Origin of the sequence: Pseudoalteromonas sp. B160 (genome assembly GCF_037162485.1) — a bacterium.
Classification (GTDB): Bacteria; Pseudomonadota; Gammaproteobacteria; order Enterobacterales; family Alteromonadaceae; genus Pseudoalteromonas; species Pseudoalteromonas rhizosphaerae.
Genome location: NZ_JARLUX010000002.1, coordinates 232,621 through 252,767, shown reverse-complemented (window position 1 = coordinate 252,767; position 20,147 = coordinate 232,621). Strand labels below are relative to the sequence as shown.

The window sequence follows — 20,147 nt, the reverse complement described above, 5'->3', positions numbered from 1 at the left end:
TGAGAATTATTTTTAAAAGATCTAAGAGCATGTAAAGTGATGTAAAAAGACTTGACGGTGAGCTAAAAAACAGAACAACTCGATTGCTAATTGCAGGTACAAAAAGAGTTAATTTTATCTTTAATGAGCATAACAATGCAGCTGCAGTAAATATTAAAAATAGTCATTTTGTACGTCTGGAACGAAAAGCGACACAGCAAGCAGATGTTCAATCATCGGTTGTGAGATTTGAGGGGAAATGGGTAGCTAATATATCCAAATTGGTGTTGTTGACAATTTAACACATTACTTTGTCATTTAAAGAAGAGCTACTGTGAGTAACAGTAGCTCTACATCAAAGCATCATTGAATCGTCGTAATATTAACGCTAAGTCGTTCAATTGCACAGCCATAACTGCTTGGACTTATTCTCTGATACTGGGTATTTTTGCTGGCATTTAAAGTCACTATAAACTCATCTTGCTGACCTACTGCTGACTGCTCATTAGTTAAACACATTGCCTGAGTAAGCGAGCGCAATTTAGCATCGGTGAGTATGTTATTGAAACGCTGCATTGGCAAAGGTGGTATTTTGATTGCAGGCAAAGCACTGTCTATAGTACGTTGGCTTAATTGGTACCCTTGGGGTGTTACATCTATAATTGCACCAGCTGGCCAAAATGAATAATCAAAACTGTATTTATCTTTGCCCTTATTTAAATGCACTACCCCATGCTTACCTAACACTGTCACAATCGTACTCAGTTGTGATTTTATGATCACCAAGGCTGTCGTTTCATCAACACCAAAGCCATACTGTTGCCCTGTTTTTGCAAGCAATGTCGCTAAACGCACAGTGCGATTTCGCTCACTAAAATGGGTGTCAACTATACCTGCACTAAAGCTGCCCAGCCCACCATTAGTTTGATAGGTTAATGTATCTGCGCTTAGCCCTTGATTACAATCATCTTCACAACGTTCACTCGGTGCAGAAACTGCGTGCGCACCATCGCGCAATGCAGCTAAACTAGTGCCATTAGTGATCATCGCAACACTACCAAACTGGTTACTGCCACCACTTTGAATGGCTGTGCCTGCACTTGTACCTACCAATAGCGGACGTGAACGTATAGCATTGGTCCATGGATACGGCTTGCCCGTATCATCAAATAACACTTTTCGAGTTAAACTTTGATCGCCACCATTGAGCATAATACCTGTTGCAGATTCGATTTTTGCAACTAAATTATCAACACCCGCGTCGCATAGTTGTTGCTCAGCTTGAATACGGTCAGGATAGATTTTGTGGCGATTAAACACCTGCATGTTTTGCTGGCGAAATTGCGCTAGCTTTTCACATTGCCCAGTTGTGATTGCTTGCGCTAATGCCGGAGTTAATGCCAGCCATGAACTTTTAATACGATCAAAATCCAGTAAGCCTTCGTAAAAGTCAGCCGATTCATAAGGGTCGCGACTCGATGCTGTGATAGCTAATAAGCTCGGCTGTTTACTATTTACTTTAGCTGTTGCAGAAATAAAATTAACTATATCATTAGCAGCCGGCTCATTATTTTGTTTACTTTGCACCGTTTCTTTTATGCGCTGGCCTTTAGCATCAACAACCGCCACTTCCAGCATATCAGTGACAAAGTTATATTCTCGATCAGTTAAATTATTGAGCGAGCGGCTATCTAAATCCCGCCAAGCCCATAGCAAAGACCCTTTATCGATAAGATTAGGCTGTTGCTTGGCAATTTTTGATAAAACCCGCAAGGTTTCATTGCGGTTATTAGTACTATCATCAGGCCATTGGCTTTTTATTTCTTTTAGTGCTTTGCCCGTCAATTGAAATTGATTCGCTTTTTTTCCTATTAATGATGTTTTTTCAATGCAATTTTTAGGACTTAAACTTGAACAAGTCGTTAATGCGCCACCAATTAACAGCAAGGTTTGCTCAGTTTGATTTGCAGATATATTCGCCGAAAAAGCGGTCATTACCAGTGTAAAAGCAGCAAAAAAACCACATTTAGGGCTCTTTGCAAGATGTTCCCGAAAGTTTTCCATAATGTTATACTCATGTAAAAAATGATAAAAAATAGCTTGCAGTAAAACTTTATGCTTGCTATAAAAATAAGGAACTTTTAAATCGCGAGTAAGCTAGCACCCAAATACTAGCTTTGTCAAAAACCTTTTGGATTGGAATTATGTTTAAAAACGCAACATCGCTGTGTACATATTTCTACTCTCCTCACTACCTTTCGGAGTGGTTTGACGAGTAGCCACTGCCTCACATTCTCTGTGAGGGGCTAACTGTGTCTATCGATCACGGCCCTGTCTAAATAATCAAAAAATAAGCACTGTACAGTACACCTGTGCTTAAAATAAAGACAAAGGTAAACCAATATGTTTCGTCAATTAACAATTGCAACGGCAATAAGCGCAGTGCTTTGCCCAACTTTTTTGTATGCGCAAGAAAACACTAAAGCTGAAAACATTGAGCGAGTAGAAGTCACCGGATCACGTTTAAAAGGCGTCGATCTTGAAGGAACGATTCCACTAACGGTATTAGACCAAGATGCCATCAAACGCTCTGGCGCCAACACGATTCACGAATTACTAAAGGATTTATCCGTGTTCAAAGGTGGTAGCGGCACTTTTTCCACTTCAGAAAGCGGTGGCACGTCCACCTCAACACCTGCGGGACAATCTGCGGCAAGCCTACGTGGCATGGGCCCATCAGCCACATTAACACTGATTAATGGTCGCCGTGTTGCGCCCAGTTCATTTGCCGCTGGCACGGAAAACTTTGTCGATGTGAACTCAATTCCACTTGCAGCTATCGAGCGTATTGATATTCTTGCAACCGGTGCATCAGCGGTTTACGGTGCAGATGCCGTAGCAGGTGTAATTAACTATATTTTAAAAGATGACTTTGAAGGCGCTGAAGTAAACGCATCCTACGCAAATAGCTTTAACAGCCATGACGAAGGTAAAAAACAGCTTAACCTAGTATACGGTACAAACATTGGTGAGAGTAACTTAACGGTTTTTGCCGATATTTTTGACCGTAACGCATTTAAAGCAACCGATCGAGATTTCACTGCATCATCACCACTGGTGAATAGTTATTCGTACTTACCAAAACTTGAAAACGCGCCAAATATTTATTATTACAGCTCGCGTGATGGGAATGAATTGCCATCGCCAAATTGCCAGACTGAATTAGTTACAACTGAACTTGGTGAACAGATTTGTGCCTATTACCCAAATCAAGACGATTATCTGGATACGCCATTTGAGAGTCTATCGACTGGCTTTATGTTCAATAGCAGCTTAGGCGGTCTTGATTGGCATACTGACTTTTTCTATAGCCAAACAAAGGCAAAAGCGTACTCGTCACCCTCACCGATTAATCAAATAAATGATGAAGATGGCCCTTTCATTTTAGAAGATGCGCTGTTCATTTATGATAATGCAGATGGCAGTAATGATTTGATGGATCAGTTGTATATTGACCCATTTGATACGCAAGCTGGCCGCGAAGTTTATGGCTTTGGCTTTGATGCGCGTTTTAATGCCCCACGTACTGTCGAAGTAGAAACTAAAAACTTCCGCTTAGTGAGTAGCCTTGCAGGTGATGTTGGTGACTGGAGCTGGGAGTCAGGCGTGACCTTTTCTCGCTCAAGCTCTGAGCAAGAAGCCATTGATGGTGTTTACAATCGCTATCAATTTCATGCTGCTATTACTGGTGAGCTATGCTCAGATGGTACATTAGCAAGCTACGACGGCACGAACCTTAACTGTGTATCTGGCGATTTACTGCCATTTTATAATCCATTTGTGCAAGGCGATGCCGCCAACGATGCGGTTTTAGCAACGGCACAGGCACGTCCAACACGCAGTGGCGAAAGCACCGTATACGGCTGGGATGCAAACTTTAACGGTGAACTATTCACCTTTAATGATTTGCCCGCTTATGCATCATTTGGTGTTGAAGCCCGCCGTGAAGAATTAACTGATATTCCATCACTTGACTCACAAGCACGCCCTGAAAACGGCTACTTAGTGGATGTATTTGGTTTTGGCTCGAGCTTGTCAGCGGCTGATCGCACTCAATACGCGGCGTTCGCAGAAATAAGTGTATCATTGACCGATCAAGTTGAGCTACAGGCGGCAGGACGTTACGATCATTATGACGATTTTGGCGGCACCTTTAATCCAAAAATAGGCTTAAGCTATCGTCCTACCGACTCGTTAGTGTTACGTGGCTCATGGTCTACGTCATTCCGTGCCCCTTCACTTACACAAGCTGGTGTTAAGTTAAGAACTACCCAATCAACCTTCGATTGCGGTGCTAACCAAGCAGTATCTGATCTTTATTGTATGGGCCAAGGAACAGAGGTAAGTGTTAACTCACTCGAGCTTGGTAATAAAAATCTTAAAGCAGAAGAATCTGAAGCTATTAGTGTTGGTTTTGCTTGGAGCCCAAGCGCTGATACTAACCTAACCGTTGATTACTGGCAGTTTGATCACGAAGAAGTGATTGATACTAATATGACTGCGGTGCTAGATCGTGCTATTACTGATGCATCACTGCGCCATTGCGGTATTGTCCCAGAAGGTCAACAAGGTATCTCTTACGATAATGAGCTATGTGATATCAGTGACAATAGTGGTTTAAGTATCGAGCAAGATGGTGCCAACCTAAATGAAATTTTAGATAACTATATTACCGAGTTTAACCCACGTGATGATGAACTATTTTTACCATTATTTCGTGACCATGTTATCCCACTTGAAAATACCGGCACACAAACATTAGCAGGGATTGATATTAAGTTTGATCACCGTTTTAGGCTTTCAGGTGGCGATTTAACTTTTGCATTTGATGGCACGCACTATCTTGAATTTGAGCGCAATAAACCAGGCTCTGATGCCATTGAAAAGTTAGTTGGCACGTATCGCTACCCTGAAAACATCGGTCGTATGTCAATCGATTGGGAAGCTCAAAGCTACTACCTAAACCTTGGCGCAAATTACACCAGCAGCTATGATGATGACATTGAAGGACTTAGAGGCCGTGAAATTGATGAACTGGAAAGTTTAGGTAAACTTGACTCACAAGGTAATCATCAAGTTGACGATTGGCTCGTATGGGATTTATCTGCAGGTTACTACGTAAATAAAGCCCTTACCTTAAGAGCGCGCATTGATAATATTTTTGACAAAGAGCCGCCACAGCTATACGGCTCAAGTCGTGGTTTTGATTCTATAAACCATAATGCTTATGGCGCGCGTTATACATTTAGTGTCAGCTATCGTTTCTAAAAATTATACGCGCAGCACTAGTCGCTGTGCGTAACACCATCCAAATTGTACTAAGTGGCTTTGCTTTGTAGAGTAAGGTCACTTATTCAAATAAACTTCGTGTTAAAATAAGCAGGTGTGCGGCTTAGTCTAAGCAACCTATTTCTTTGCGAAAAGTGAAATTATGAAAAACAAACAATTTACTATGCCTGATGCAAGTATCATCTTGTTATCAGTTGCATTAATTGCCTACTTGGCAACCTTGTTTATTACTCCTGGGATGTTTAACGCCCAAAAAGATAGCCACAGTGTTGAACTTTCTCAATACCAAACAGTGGCTGTAAGCGAGCAAACGCCGCTGTTTGCTGAAGGCGGTGAAATTGGCCTGGCAAATGTGTTGTTTGAAGGTTTAGTATCGGGTGACAAGTACGGCGCAACCATCGGTGTCATGGCATTTATATTAATTACCGGCGGCGCGTTCGGTATCATTATGAAAACAGGCGCAATTAATAACGGTATTATGGCGCTTATCAATAAAACTCAGCGAGTTGAATGGCTGTTTCTACCATTATTATTTGTGTTATTTTCGTTAGGTGGCGCAGTATTTGGTATGGGCGAAGAAGCCATTGCTTTTTGTATTGTCTTACTACCGATCATGAAACAGCTCGGCTATGATGCCAAAGTAACGGTTTTAACTACGTATGTTGCCACACAAATTGGCTTTGCAACGTCTTGGATGAATCCTTTTAGTATTGCAATTGCACAATCTATTGCTGAAATACCAGTTTTTTCTGGTGCTGGCTTTAGAATGATCGCATGGGTTGTGTTTACACTATTTGGTTTATTTTTTACTATACGTTATGCCAACTCGATCAGAACCATTAACACCGCGCAAAGCGACTCCCATACTGATATAAAATTAGATACCGCCGATAAACTTATCTTGATTACTTTTATAACGGGTATTACTTGGGTTGTGTGGGGTGTGATGGCGCGCCAATACTATATTCCAGAGCTCGCAGCACAGTTTTTTTGTATTGGTGTGATCAGTGCTTTTATAGCCAGTATTTTTAATAAACAAACAGCCAACCAAAGTGCAGATGCATTTAAACATGGTGCACAAGAATTGTTGCCCGCAGCTATGTTAGTCGCTCTTGCCAAAGGGGTGGTATTATTACTTGGCGGCAGTGATTTAAATGCACCGTCAACCTTAAATACATTACTTTATCATAGTGCTAGTAGTATCGCTGCGGTACCAGACTTTGTTGCGGCATGGGGAATGTTATTATTTCAAAGTGTGTTTAACTTTTTTGTTTCTTCAGGGTCCGGCCAAGCCGCTATCACTATGCCACTGATGTCTCCATTAGGCGATTTACTCAATGTCTCACGACAAATTGTGGTATTAGCTTTTCAGTTTGGCGATGGCTTAACGAATATATTCATTCCAACCTCAGCCAGCTTGATCGGTTGCTTAGGTATTGTAAAGCTTGATTGGAGCGAATGGGCAGCCTTTATTTGGCGTTTCACTTTAGCATTATTTACTTTAGCAAGCGGCTTCATATTTCTTGCTTATTTTATCAATTATCAATAAAAAGACTTCACTATGTTGACATTAATTCGAGGTGCAAACCTTTATACTCCAAGCCCTCAAGGGCAGATGGATGTACTCATCGCTGGTTCTAAAGTGATTGATTTTCGAACCGAGATCAAACTAGAAAGTAATACCGAAGTAAAGATTATCGATGGCCGAGGAAACATTCTAGTACCAGGCTTTGTTGACTCTCTGGTCCATATTACAGGCGGTGGCGGCGAAGCAGGTTTTACTAGTCGAACGCCAGAAATGAACTTAACTGATGCCACCTTAGCAGGTATTACAACCGTTATTGCAGCGCTGGGCACTGACTCAAGCAGTCGCACACTAACCAACTTAGTTGCTAAAGCGAAAGGCTTAAAAGAGCTTGGTCTTAATGTATTTTGCCATACTGGCTCTTATCACTTACCCGCTAAAACACTGACGGGTAGTATTACAAATGACCTAATGTATATTGACGAGTTTATTGGCGTAGGCGAAGTGGCGATTTCAGATCACCGTAGCAGCCAACCCACCGTTCAACAACTCGCAGAGCTGGCAGCAGAAGCAAAAGTCGCCGGCATGCTAAGCGCAAAAAAAGGCACCGTGAGCATTCATGTCGGCCCTGTTAATAGTCACTTAGCGATTCTGCATGAGGTTGATAAAAATACTGATATTTCATTGAGTCAGTTTTATCCAACACACATGAATAGAAATAAAGCGCTGCTTGACGCTGGGATTTTATTTTGTGAAGCCGGCGGTACAATTGATTTTACCACCAGCACAACTGAGTATGATCTTGCCCATGGCGAATATGCTGCCGCGCAAGCGTTAGCTTACTGTTTAACACACAATGTTAAGCCAACACAATTGACTATGAGTTCAGATGGCCATGCCAGCCTGCCAATATTTGACGAGCAATTTAATTTACTCGGGCTTGAAATTGGTAAAGAAGCCTCTCTGTTAGGTGCTTTTCAACAAGCTATACGTCAATATGAGGTGAGTATAGAGCACGCATTAATGGCCATAACCACTAATCCCGCTAATGTACTGGGGATTAAAAAAGGCACTATTAGCAAAGGCTCAGACGCCGACTTAGTTTTACTTGATAGCAACACTTTAGCGCCACAACATGTATGGAGTAATGGCATTCATATGGTTGAGCACGGCTTTGCAATAATAAAAGGCGCTTTTGAATAAATAATGAGGCGCATAGCGCCTCACGTTTATTGTAAGGCTGGTTCTACCGGTAGTATTTTAGACACCAATAACTGTTCAACTCGGATCCCTTCAACATCCACAACTTCAAATTTAAAACCTGCGTATTGAATATATTCTGCTCGTTTAGGAATTCGCTTCATGGTATAAATTAAAAATCCGGCAACAGTTTCATAATGCATTTGATCTGGAAATTCATCCACACCGAGCACTTTTGCCAGCTCAACGGCTGGGGTTAAACCATCAACTAACCATGAATTTGCATCACGTGCGATAATTAATTCATCACCATTATGGGTGATCAAATCTCCCATAAAGCCTTTCATAAGATCTTTAACTGTCACAATTCCCACGACAAGTGCGTATTCATTTACCACCACTGCGAAAGGTTTTGCTGCGCCTTTAAAGGCATTTAATGCCTCTGACAAACTCAGTGTTTCTGGTAGATAAAAAATCTCTTTTTCGAGCATTTCGTCGTTAATATTCGCTGCATCGCCTTTGAGCACTTGGCGAAGAATATCTTTTGATTCAACTGAGCCAATTAATTTATCTAAATTGCCATTGCATACCAAAAAATGATTATGTGGATGATCAATGATTTTGCCCGAAATACTATCGCTGGCTTCGTTAATATCAAAGTAGACTATTTGATCTCTAGGTGACATAACACTCGATAAAAAGCGCGCTTCTAAATCAAATACATTACCAATCAAATCATATTCTTGTTGTTGTAAGCTACCATATTCTGCGCCTGCATCCATCATTGCGACTATGTCTTCGGTAGTTACAATGTCTTCACGCTCTGCCGGCACATTGAATAAGCGTAAAACAATATTAGTTACACCATTAAAAAACAATACCAACGGTGTTAATGCATACGTTACCCAACGCATAATCGTGACTACGCGAACCGCAACAGCCTCTGGTAGGATCATAGCTAAGCGTTTTGGTAATAAATCAGCAAATAAAATAAACAATGAAGTAATTGTCAAAAACGACAGTAAAAAGCTAATTTGCGCCAGTAACGGTCCTTGATAAAACAACACAAGTACACTTTCAACATAAGGTGAAAGCGCTTGTTCGCCCACTATACCGCCTAAAATAGCAATTGCATTGAGAGCAATTTGGATCATGGCAAAAAAAGCACCCGGTTGCTCTTGCAGCTTTAATACTGCAGCCGCTTTAGCATTGCCTTCGTCAGCCATGACTCTTAATTTAATTTTACGTGATGCTGCGATGGCGATTTCCGACATAGCAAATAACGCACTGATCAAGATTAATAAACCAATCCCGATTAAGTCACCCATTTATAACTCCAAAAATAAGCGCTTTTATAAGCAAAAGCAGCTGGATTATAACCCCTTTTAAAGGTTGGGCAATTTAAATTTAACTAATATTAAAAGTAATTAAATATCAGTGCATTACCAACAATAAAAGCTTACTGATACGCGTTGAATGCGTTGCTGAGTTTGGTTTGAGTTGGCTTATCTAGCGCTTTGTTACAAGCAAAATATAATGCCGGTTGCTCAATATTAAGCCTTAAAATAGGTGTTAATTTGTCAGTAACTTGCCTTTTAGCATGCTCATATTTAGCCCGTTGTTCAGGTAATACAACGATATCGATACTGCTTTGACGGCTTTGAACTATTTTAAAAATATTATCAAAACTATTCATCAGCATTAGATTTACACCTTCTTCAAAGCCCTGTGATAATAAAAAGTGATGGCTGTAGTTATCTTTTAATACCGCAATTCGGTATTGCTTTGCTTGCTCTAGGGAATTGATAACAATGTTTTTTGAATTCAATGCATACAGATAAGTATTCAACTTTGCTAATTCTGCAATCCAAATAAATTGCTTTTCACGAGGAGTTGAACGCGTCATAGAAAAAATACACGTTTGCGGATCGCGCAGTGCCATATTAAATGCAGTACTCCAACTATGCACTGAAATTGTATAATCGAGTGTTGAAGAAGCTAACACCATTTGAACTTTATCAGCGATATAGCCAACAAGCTGTTCATTTTCATCAATATATTGAGCAGGCGGAAAGTTTTCTGTAACTATGTTTAATTTAGCTACAGTTTGACTACTTAAGATTATTAATAAAAAATAACACCACTTAGCCACTCTTACCCCACCGATTATTATTTTAAGCCTCTCTTGATGTAAATTAAATATAACGGCAAATAGCTGATTTGTGAATTAAAAAAGCAGCATGCCTCAGCATGCTGCTTATATTAACTGTTATTGACTATGCGCGGTTCATGGCATTAATTAAAAATGCTGAAATTTTTGCACCTTCTCTAAGCGTTGTATCTGAACTCGATTGACCAATCAGTGAACTGTCAGTAAATGGGGCAATTTCCATCATATCAGCGCCAGTGATCGGAAATTCATCAGCCAAAGCAACCAAGATATCCAAAGCATGCTGCGGCGTTAAACCGTTCCCTTCGGGTGTGCCTGTTGCTGATGCAAACTCTTCATCGAGGGCGTCAATATCAAAGCTGACGTAGAGTTCATCAACATTATCAGCTTTAAGCTGAGCAATTACTTCTGCGGCAATTGCCGGCGCGCCTCGTTCGATGATCTCATGGGCCCAATGTTGTTTAACGCCAAAGGTAGATTCCCAGTGTTCTTTTGGCTTACCGCTTGAACGAATACCAAATTGGATCAGATGATGTGGTGCAGGTAAAAACTCTAAAATATGCGTGCACCACGAGCCAAAACATAAATCGATACCTAAACGCTCAACGAGTAAATCGGTATGCGCATCAAAGTGAATAATCGCAGTGCGTTTACCTTGCGCACGCTTTGCCTTCAAATACGCTTTAGTTAACGGGTAACTAATTGAATGATCACCACCAATACCAAAAATGCCTTTATCAGTAAACGTTGCATAAAAGCTATCGCATACATCTTCAGTGATAGACAACGGGCTGACATAATACTCACTGCTTGGATTATCATATAATGCCTGTTGGCAATTACTGATAGTCGCGTCGTTTAAATATTTATCATGCAATAAATGTGGAATAACCCTTACATCACCTAAATCAAACGACTTTGCCTGAGGCTGCTGATCAATCAATGCTGAACGTAAAAACAACGGCCCCCAGTTGGCGCCGCGTAAAATGCCACCACCACAGTCAGAGCTAATGCCTAAAGTCACCGCTTTATGCTCACTTTGACTAAGTGTATCGAGTGATGCACGCCATAGCGTATCGACATTATCTTCTTGTCCATACAGTTTCATACGCAGCGCCGCTTTACGTTCTTTTGCAGTATTAACCGTAAAAACGCCATCGCCCGGCGGACATAAACAGTGCTCAACTTTACTTTTAAATGTGTGCCATTGTGTGCTCATTGCAATTCCTTACTGTGTGCTTTTGCGTAGTTATGCAAAAGAGCGTTGTTGAAAATAAAATTAATAAAAGATTCACGCGCCGATTTTCACTCGCAATTTTATTACTCTCGCCGCTTTAGCTACATTTTAAATAACTATATAAATCTCTATAATAACAATTGGTTATACTTATTCGTCCAACAACGTATAAACTAAAATAGAGTGCCTAGTAGGATTGATATAGTGTCTATGAATACAAGTCAACTACCGGCGATGACACAAATTAAAGTCAGTTGCTTGAATATTCAAAGAGAATGAATAAATTTGATAACGGACATCCGTCCTGTACAAGGCAATGCATTGTAGTAATTATGCTAAATTGACAACAACTCTTTATAAATTAGCGTTATTAACTGACGTTAGAACAAAAGTTATAAATAAGGCCCCGCTATGGAAAAGGTATTTCACTTAGGACTCACCCGCGACGATCTACACGGTGCAAAACTTGCAATTGTACCGGGCGATCCAGATCGTGCAGCACGTATTTCAACTTTTCTCGAAAACCCAACTTGCCTCGTCCAAACCCGAGAATTTCATGCTTACTTAGGTCAACTTAACGGTAACTCTGTGGTTATTTGCTCAACCGGTATTGGTGGTCCTTCAACCTCCATTGCAGTAGAAGAGCTGGCGCAATTGGGAGTTGAAACATTCTTACGAATTGGCACAACTGGCGCTATTCAACCTCATATTAATGAAGGTGATATTTTAATCAGCCAAGCATCTGTGCGTTTAGATGGTGCGAGCCAACATTTTGCGCCATTGAACTACCCTGCGGTGTCTGACTTTTTCGCCACTCAAGCGATGGTAAATGCGTGCGGTAATTTAGGCATTGATTTTCATATTGGTATTACTGCATCAAGCGATACTTTTTACCCAGGTCAAGAACGTTACGACACTTACTCGGGTTATGTACCAAAAGCATTTCAAGGTAGCTGTGAAGAATGGCAAAAGCTGGGCGTGATGAACTATGAAATGGAATCAGCAACCTTATTTACAATGTGTGCAGCACTGGGGCTAAAAGCAGCCTGTGTAGCTGGTGTGTTGGTTAATCGTACTCGCCAAGAAATCCCCAATGTAGATCACGGCGAGATTGAGAAAAAATCAGTCGCCGTGGTACTCGAAGCCGCTAAACTGCTGTTGGCTTAATATTTAAACTAATACTTTGTAGTACTGGCAAATCAGTGTAACTTGCCAGTACTGCTTGACTGACACTCAACTGATTTCCCTTGCCCTGCGTTTGTAGTAACTCAATCCCTTTGACAACATCTTTAGTCATTGCCAAACCGGCTAAATGCAATTGACTCACCGCACTTTGCAGTGGTGATAAGCTCGGGCTATACGCGGCATTTTCCGCATAACAACCATAAAAATTACCATTTTCGAAAGTACTAATTTTCACTGCGCTGTAATTTTCAGAGTAAGGTACATATGCAGCCAACGCATAACTTAACAACGTTTTATCCAGTTCATCAGTTACAACAAATTCATGCTGTTGTGGAGCGGGGTTAAACAAGCTATAAGAATTACCTAAATCTTGCGGACCAAATGAGTGAGGGAGTAAATCAGCCAGCTTGAATTGCTGCTGCGGTAATAAAATATCAAAGCTCTGCGCATCAGCCAACTCATTCATAAATTGACGACAATAACCACATGGCGCATCACTGATAGCAATTTTAGCTATTTTTTTCGCGCCATTGAGCCAAGCGTTATTAATTGCCGATTGCTCAGCATGAACCACTAAGCTTAATGCTTGTTGTGCAAATTCAACGTTAGCCCCAAAATAAAAATGTTGCTCACCGTGTTTATCGTAGCCAACTACAATTGCCCCAACAAAAAAATGTGAAATAGGCACAACTGCAAATTTTGCAGCAATAGGTAAACAGGCACGCAGTATAACCTCGACAGGTTGCTTATATTGCGCGCACAAAGCTGTAATATCAGCGGTATTTAAAATACCCTTGTGCTGTTTTACGTGAAGATATAACTGCTGCTGTTGTTTTTCACTGAAGCTAAAAACGCAGCTAGTTTGAGTACTTACTGTAGGCGTTAATGAAGACATAGACTAGTTTTATGATTTAATGGCTAACTAGTTTAGAAGGTTCAACGCTTAAATGCTAGGTTGATTTACTAACCAATTTTTCGCGCTGTTAAAACAATCAAAGTTTTCTGCCTTTATATCAAAGCGTTGTGCTTTTTGCAAAAACAAATCGTGCATAAAACCATCAAAACTAACGACGCGAGCAATAAAGCAACTAGCTAACCACTGAGATACTGCTGGCATAATAGTCAGCAGTTCACTTGCCGGAAATTTATGCGTTAATTCAGACACATCAACGAGTAACTTATTACTGCCGTAAATAGATACGTACTGCTGCGCGATTTGATAAAAGTTCATCACATCCTGTGCACTTGCCGTCCCTCTTAGCGTCATCATTATTAATGACGTAGATGCATCATACGTGATGCAAGTAGACACATTTGACATATTACTACTCAATTATTAATACACTTACCATTATGGCAAAACAGCCGACATTCTAGATAAAAAAACAGACAGTCAATATCTAGTAGCAAATCAGGTCTGACCAGAGCGTTAATACAGAATAAAGGATGGTTTTTTTGCTAAAATGATACCAAAAAATACCTTGTTGTAACTAAGTTATAACCTGAAACAGCTTAACGATAGGAAGTAACTGTATTCAATACATCTAAGCTGAACTAAGATTAAATAAGATGTTTAATGCGGATAAATATAACTTACTTGGTAATATATGCGCCGAACCTTACCAGCACAGCGCACTGTTAGTGCTCAATTAACTAATTAATGGACCTCTCGCTGCTAAACACAGCAAAGAAGTCCACACTTAATTATTGGATAATCAACCGGTATTACGCATACCTGCGGCAATCCCAGTCATAGTAATCATTAACGCGTTATCAATGTCACCAGAGCTGCCTTCTGCCGCTTCGCGCGAACGTTTTAACAACTCAACTTGAAGCACATTCAATGGATCCGTATACGGGTTGCGCAAACCAATAGACTCTTTTATCCAAGGTTGATCGGCAAGCAAACTTTGCTGTGGACTTAACGATTGTACCAGTGAAATAGCCTGCTTGAGCTCTTTACGCAGTTTTTCACCTAGTGGTTTGTATTGCTCTTCAACTAAAGCGTCGTCGTAATGCGCACTTAACCAACAGTCCGCTTTACTGAATACCATTTCAAGCATTTCTAGACGGGCTCTGAAAAACGGCCAGCGTTGACTCATCTCATTAAGGGTGTCTATGCCGTGTTTTTCAAGTGCAGCTTGTAAACCAGTTAGTGCCCCAAGCCATGCTGGTAGCATTAAGCGATTTTGACTCCAAGCAAAAATCCAGGGAATAGCTCGCAGGCTTTCAACACCACCATTGGGATTACGCTTTGCTGGACGCGAACCAAGCGGTAATTTTGATAATTCCTGCTCTGGTGTTGCCATTCTAAAGTACGGCACAAAGTCTTCATCAAAACGCACTACATTACGGTAATGCTCACATGACTTTTCACTGATCAACGCCATTACATCACGCCATTCATCTTTTGGCTCTGGTGGTGGTAACAAATTACTTTCAAGCACAGCACCGGCATAGATGTTTAGACTTTCCAGCGCCACATTAGGTAGGCCAAACTTAAAGCGGATCATCTCCCCTTGTTCGGTAACACGCAGGCCACCTTTGAGTGAACCTGGTGGCTGTGAACGCAAGGCTTGCGCAGCAGGTGCACCACCACGGCCAACAGTACCACCACGGCCATGGAATAATATCAGCTCAATACCACGTTGCTCTGCCAATTGTACAAGCTTATCCATTGCCTCGTATTGCGCCCACTCGGCAGCCATCATCCCAGCATCTTTGGCTGAATCTGAGTAACCTATCATAACATTCTGTATGCCCTCAGCTTGGCCTCGATACCAGTTATTATCTAGCAATTGAGTAATAACATCGCTGCCTGCATTTAAGTCATCTAAGGTTTCAAATAATGGCGCAACAGGCAGTTTAAAACTACAACCACTTTCTTTTAATAGCAGTTGTACTGCTAATACATCAGAGGCTGTGCGTGCCATTGAAATAATATATAAACCAAACGTCGACGCATCTTGCTTGGCGATTACATCAAAGGTGTCGAGGACTTCTTTTACATCAGCGCTTGGTTGCCAATGTTTAGGAATAAGCGGGCGACGAGAGTTAAGCTCGGCTAATAAAAATGCCTGCTTATCTTCTTCTTGCCATTGGTCGTAATCACCTAAACCTAAATAACGAGTGAGCTCTGAAAATACCTGACTGTGGCGTGATGAGTCTTGGCGCACATCTAGTTTAGCTAAACGAATACCAAAGCTATTAATACGACGTAACACGTCTAATAATAAGCCATTGGCTACCACCGCAATGTTACTCTTAAGCAACGAACGGTAGCATGCCTCAAGCGGCTGCTTTAACTGCTCAATGTCAGTGACGATGTCTTGTGCATCGGTGCGCTTATTCATAATTTTAGCGCCAAGATGAGCAACGGTTTCACTCACTTGCGCTTTGAGTACTTTTAATACCGCACGATACGGTTCAAAATCTTGTCCAGCGAGCTCGACTAGCTCATCACTGGCTTGTGACATAGAAAGCTCAGTGCTTAAAGTGTCGATATCGCGACTGTATAAATCCAGTGCCATCCAGCGCCCATGATCCAGCACTTGCTGCGTCACTAATGCTGTTACAAATGGATTGCCATCGCGATCGCCCCCCATCCATGAGGTAAATTCAACGGGGCTGTAATCGTTTGGTAACTCTAAATCAAGGTGCTCTTTTACTTCTTTATTAAAGTCTCGTAAAAAACGCGGAACGGCATGCCATAGGCTATTTTCGATAACTGCAAAACCCCATTTTGCTTCATCAATTGGGGTTGGACGTGAACGACGGATGTCGTCTGTATGCCATGCTTGGCTGATCAACTGTGCGATACGGTTTAATATATTTTCACGCTCATAAGGCAGGTTATCGGTACGCTCAAGAGCTGCTAAACAATCACTTAATTCAACGTGTTTGTTAATAATTGTACGGCGAGTTACTTCTGTTGGGTGTGCAGTTAAAACTAAATTGATATGCAGTTTAGCTAAACTTTCTGCGATTTCATTGGGATTTATTTTACCCTGCTGTGCGTGGCTAGCTAATGCTTTTAAAGTTTGTGTTAACGGGCTTAGCTGACAAAAACCCACGTCATTAAAACGGGAAATAGTATGAAACTGCTCTGCAACATTGGCTAAATTCAAAAAGTGATTAAAAGCACGTGCTACTGGCAGTAACTCTTCATCGGTTAAAGCATGCAGAACATTAATTAAGGTATGGCGGTCTTGCTCGTTTCCTGTGCGGGATGACTTAGCTAAAGCTCGAATTTCTTCTACTTTATCTAAAATCGCTTGTCCTTGGGCGTCTTTGATTGTTTGGCCTAATAATTGCCCTAATAAATTAACGTTCCCACGCAAGGCGGCATATTGTTCACTCATTCCTGATACTCCATTGTTGATGTTTATACCATAAAGGTACTAATAATAAGCCGTGTTCGATTTTTAAGTGTGGAGTGTAAAATGCGGTAAAAAATCGACACTTTGCTTACCTTTATATTTGTAAGACTCTATTAATATCATCCAAATGGATAATTTAACAGATCCAAGGCTTATTCTATTTCGTAACAAGACATAATAAATCGACGAATTTTGAGTAACTATGATTATTTTTTACGATGGTAATTGCCCGCTTTGTGTTAAAGAAATGGATTCACTAAAGCGTGCAGACACACACAACAAAATAATACTCGAAGATATAAATAAAGATGATTTTGAGCAGCGCTTTAAAAACATAAAACGCCACGATGCCATGGCATTTTTGCATGGCCAGCGTGATAACGGTGAAATGATTTACGGATTAGATGTCACATTTGAAGCATGGCAAACGGTTGGCCGCCATTCATGGCTAAAGCTGCTACAATTACCCATAATACGCTTTATTGCCGATCTAGGTTATCGCCTGTTTGCTAAATACCGCAGACAGATCACACGCATTTTCTGCCAATCAAGTTGTGGGATAAAATAATGATTAACACTTATATTATTTTCGGTGCAAGTAGTGAAATTGCAAATGCGTATCTAAAAGAAATTGCCAAACACGAACCACAGGCTATGGTTTTTTGTGTAAGTCGCAGCTCTATTGACACATCCGCTGTCGGTATTGCTGTTGAACAGTTTGTTTGTGACTATTCCAAAGCAAGCTTAAGTGAATTAACAAACTTACTTAAAGAGCGCGCAATATACCCAACTCAGGTAGTTATTTTTAACGGCCAATTACATTATGCGCAATCTATGCCTGAAAAAAAACTCGACGATATCGATGAGCATTATTTCAATACCTTACTCAACACCAATACTTTAACTCCCATTTTGTGCCTGCAAGCAATCACGCCGCTACTTAGCCACAAAATACCTTGTACCATAACGGCCTTAAGTGCGCGAGTAGGGAGTATTACAGACAATAACTTAGGCGGCTGGTACAGCTACCGCGCCTCAAAAGCAGCACTTAATATGTTATTTAAAACAGCTGCTATTGAACTGCAGCGACGCGCAAAACAAACCCGTTTAATTCTTTTTCATCCAGGCACAACAGATACTAATTTATCTAAGCCGTTTCAAAAAAATGTACCCGCAGGTAAGCTCTTTACACCTGAGTTTGTAGCATCACAACTTTATACTCTTTTACAACAACCTGAACAGCTCACTGAGGTAGGTCAACCCGCCTACATTGATTGGCAAGGTGAGCACATACACTGGTAAGGATAAACCATGCATTTTACAAAAGACGCCATTAATCAGTTAGATAAACACTACCGTACGCATTTAATAAACTCACTATCTGGTTTTAAAAGTGCCAACTTAATTGGTACTCAAGATAGTGCTGGCAACACCAACTTAGCAATTGTAAGCTCGGTGATTCATCTAGGTGCGCATCCACCCTTGGTCGCCATGATAATCCGCCCACATAGTGTACCTCGTCATACTTTCGAGAATATTTTAGCAACCGGTGTTTACACTATTAACCAAGTGAATAGCGAGATTGTAGAACAAGCTCACCAGACTTCTGCCCGTTACGATAAAAATGAATCTGAATTTGATGCTACAGGCCTTACAACCGAGTATCTGGCTAATTTTTCGGCTCCGTTTGTTGCTCAAAGCCGTTTAAAGTATGCAGTTAAATTTGTTGAGCATCAACACCTTGCCGTAAATGGCACTGAGTTAGTAATCGGTGAGATTATAGACTTACATGTTGAAGACTCAGCAATTTTAGAGGATGGTTTTATCGATTTAGAGTCAATCAACACCGTCACCATTAGCGGCTTAGATAGTTATCACAAAACACAGGCTATAACGCGTCTACCCTATGCTAAAAAACCTCGTTAAATAGAGCTGCTGAGCTTTGAAAATGATTGATAAGAGTGTCATATATACTTTAAATAATTAAATATCATACTTTGATACGGTTGTTAACACTGCGCTATGGAGCAAACATCAGCAGCAAGTGCAAACGTATTATATTGAAAGTCGCAACTACCTTACAATAGACTGTTTTGGTAATTGCGACCCACACTTAAAATATTATTTTAAACATTTCTAATGAGCAAGGATACGTTGCATTACAACCTATAACTGTAGGCAGAACATTGGTTCCAAAACCACCATTATTGACCGCTTGTACGTAATAACCATTAATCGATTTAAGCGCGATGTTGTCACCATTTTGAATTAATGCACCAGGGTTATTTGGTAATTCTATAGTGAACGTTTCCCATATGGATGCCGCAGTTCGGTTTGCATTAAGTGCAGCCCCACCACCTTGCTCTGCCACAAAATAGTATCCAGATGTTGTTTGGATATGTATTTCATCACCACTTAGCAAATCACCGCCATTAATATCAATTAAATTAAATTGCTCCCATGGACCAATTGCAAGACGATTTGCATTCACTGTATCCCCCCATTATTCTCAGCCACAAGGTAATATTGGCCACCTGTTTCTAGGGAGATATTGTTTAATATGGTGGGGTTACATGGTAGCGTGGTAAAAGTGAGATCTTCACCTTGCAGTGTTGCTCTAGGCGGTTTTGGATCACCATGAAACCGAAAATGATACTGCGTTCCACACTCTAAATTAACTACTTGCGCACTCACAGGGCCATTAACTCCTGCGGGTGTGACTAAAACACTAATGCCATAGTTTGTGGTTTCACCATAATCAATTATTTCACCACTTAAGCCAATAGTAGATGCCGAATAACCATTTAACTGCGCCGATGTTGTCGTAATATTGCTTGCAGGTTGTGTTGTGTACTGCGTACCAGCATGCGCAATCGATGCCGTACCAAGTAAAACCACAAATAAAAGTTTTGAAGTAATCATTGTCGAGTTCCTGTGACGTTTACGCTGCTAGGATTAACAGCCCTATAAGCGTAAACGTCGACATGAAATAAAACATTACACCTTATTACAAGTCGCATAATGATAAAAAATTTACATGACACCCACTTAAATCTAAATTCAATACATAAACTTACATGACACCCATTTAAATCTAAATTCAGCAACTGATTCCAATTCAAT

General features: G+C 40.7%; 16 protein-coding genes. 7 read left to right on the top strand and 9 right to left on the bottom strand.

The genetic code is table 11. The features are described from left to right. Positions 1–342: 342 nt before the first annotated feature. Positions 343–2,043, bottom strand: a complete 1,701-nt coding sequence (locus P4S61_RS19805; RefSeq protein WP_337119043.1) for a cyanophycinase — start codon at positions 2,041–2,043, stop codon at positions 343–345. A gap of 339 nt (positions 2,044–2,382) precedes the next feature. Here P4S61_RS19805 and P4S61_RS19800 point away from each other — a divergent pair, with 339 nt between their 5' ends. From P4S61_RS19800 to iadA, 3 genes are all read left to right on the top strand, one after another. Continuing rightward, the gene (locus tag P4S61_RS19800) at positions 2,383–5,307 is read left to right on the top strand and encodes a TonB-dependent receptor domain-containing protein (RefSeq protein WP_337119042.1); all 2,925 of its coding nucleotides are present in this window, start codon (positions 2,383–2,385) and stop codon (positions 5,305–5,307) included. 163 nt (positions 5,308–5,470) lie between these two features. Then, positions 5,471–6,877, top strand: coding sequence for a putative basic amino acid antiporter YfcC (gene yfcC / locus P4S61_RS19795; protein ID WP_182717600.1), 1,407 nt, complete (start codon positions 5,471–5,473; stop codon positions 6,875–6,877). Between the two features lie 12 nt (positions 6,878–6,889). Continuing rightward, on the top strand, positions 6,890–8,056 hold the full coding sequence (gene iadA, locus P4S61_RS19790) for a beta-aspartyl-peptidase (RefSeq protein ID WP_182730782.1): 1,167 nt from the start codon (positions 6,890–6,892) through the stop codon (positions 8,054–8,056). Positions 8,057–8,082: 26 nt separating this feature from the next. Here iadA and P4S61_RS19785 read toward each other — a convergent pair whose 3' ends face one another. From P4S61_RS19785 to P4S61_RS19775, 3 genes are all read right to left on the bottom strand, one after another. Then, a complete protein-coding gene (locus tag P4S61_RS19785) occupies positions 8,083–9,381 on the bottom strand; it encodes a hemolysin family protein (RefSeq protein WP_149979967.1) in 1,299 nt (432 codons plus the stop codon). 131 nt (positions 9,382–9,512) lie between these two features. Then, positions 9,513–10,205, bottom strand: a complete 693-nt coding sequence (locus P4S61_RS19780; protein WP_182797638.1) for a substrate-binding periplasmic protein — start codon at positions 10,203–10,205, stop codon at positions 9,513–9,515. 124 nt (positions 10,206–10,329) lie between these two features. Then, positions 10,330–11,442 (bottom strand): arginase family protein, encoded by a 1,113-nt coding sequence (locus P4S61_RS19775; RefSeq protein ID WP_145234417.1) that lies wholly within the window; start codon positions 11,440–11,442, stop codon positions 10,330–10,332. Positions 11,443–11,871: 429 nt separating this feature from the next. Here P4S61_RS19775 and udp point away from each other — a divergent pair, with 429 nt between their 5' ends. Next, positions 11,872–12,627 (top strand): uridine phosphorylase, encoded by a 756-nt coding sequence (gene udp, locus P4S61_RS19770; protein ID WP_149979966.1) that lies wholly within the window; start codon positions 11,872–11,874, stop codon positions 12,625–12,627. On the opposite strand, the gene cdd is transcribed toward udp, so the two are convergent. The 3 genes from cdd to ppc all read right to left on the bottom strand — a co-directional run bounded on the left by cdd (position 12,608) and on the right by ppc (position 17,006). Continuing rightward, positions 12,608–13,540 carry a cytidine deaminase gene (gene cdd / locus P4S61_RS19765; RefSeq protein WP_145234421.1) on the bottom strand — a complete coding sequence of 311 codons (933 nt, stop codon included), beginning with the start codon at positions 13,538–13,540 and terminating at the stop codon, positions 12,608–12,610. The two genes, udp and cdd, sit on opposite strands and share 20 nt — an antisense overlap. Positions 13,541–13,588: 48 nt before the next feature. Then, a complete protein-coding gene (locus tag P4S61_RS19760) occupies positions 13,589–13,966 on the bottom strand; it encodes a hypothetical protein (RefSeq protein WP_145234423.1) in 378 nt (125 codons plus the stop codon). A gap of 394 nt (positions 13,967–14,360) precedes the next feature. Continuing rightward, positions 14,361–17,006, bottom strand: coding sequence for a phosphoenolpyruvate carboxylase (gene ppc / locus P4S61_RS19755; RefSeq protein WP_337119041.1), 2,646 nt, complete (start codon positions 17,004–17,006; stop codon positions 14,361–14,363). 220 nt (positions 17,007–17,226) lie between these two features. On the opposite strand from ppc, the gene P4S61_RS19750 reads away from it, so the two are divergent. Genes P4S61_RS19750 through P4S61_RS19740 form a run of 3 tightly spaced genes read left to right on the top strand, consistent with a single transcriptional unit; the run spans position 17,227 to position 18,950 of the window. Further along, the gene (locus P4S61_RS19750; protein WP_149979962.1) at positions 17,227–17,592 is read left to right on the top strand and encodes a thiol-disulfide oxidoreductase DCC family protein; all 366 of its coding nucleotides are present in this window, start codon (positions 17,227–17,229) and stop codon (positions 17,590–17,592) included. Positions 17,593–17,594: 2 nt separating this feature from the next. Then, positions 17,595–18,326, top strand: a complete 732-nt coding sequence (locus P4S61_RS19745) for an SDR family NAD(P)-dependent oxidoreductase (RefSeq protein ID WP_337119287.1) — start codon at positions 17,595–17,597, stop codon at positions 18,324–18,326. Between the two features lie 9 nt (positions 18,327–18,335). After that, a complete protein-coding gene (locus P4S61_RS19740) occupies positions 18,336–18,950 on the top strand; it encodes a flavin reductase family protein (RefSeq protein WP_337119040.1) in 615 nt (204 codons plus the stop codon). Between the two features lie 187 nt (positions 18,951–19,137). Here P4S61_RS19740 and P4S61_RS19735 read toward each other — a convergent pair whose 3' ends face one another. Together P4S61_RS19735 and P4S61_RS19730 are read right to left on the bottom strand one after the other, a co-directional pair. Further along, complete coding sequence (locus tag P4S61_RS19735; RefSeq protein ID WP_337119039.1) at positions 19,138–19,515, bottom strand: fascin domain-containing protein; 378 nt, start codon at positions 19,513–19,515, stop codon at positions 19,138–19,140. Next, a complete protein-coding gene (locus P4S61_RS19730; RefSeq protein WP_337119038.1) occupies positions 19,512–19,946 on the bottom strand; it encodes a hypothetical protein in 435 nt (144 codons plus the stop codon). Before P4S61_RS19730 ends, P4S61_RS19735 begins: the two co-directional genes overlap by 4 nt. Between the last annotated feature and the right edge of the window lie 201 nt (positions 19,947–20,147).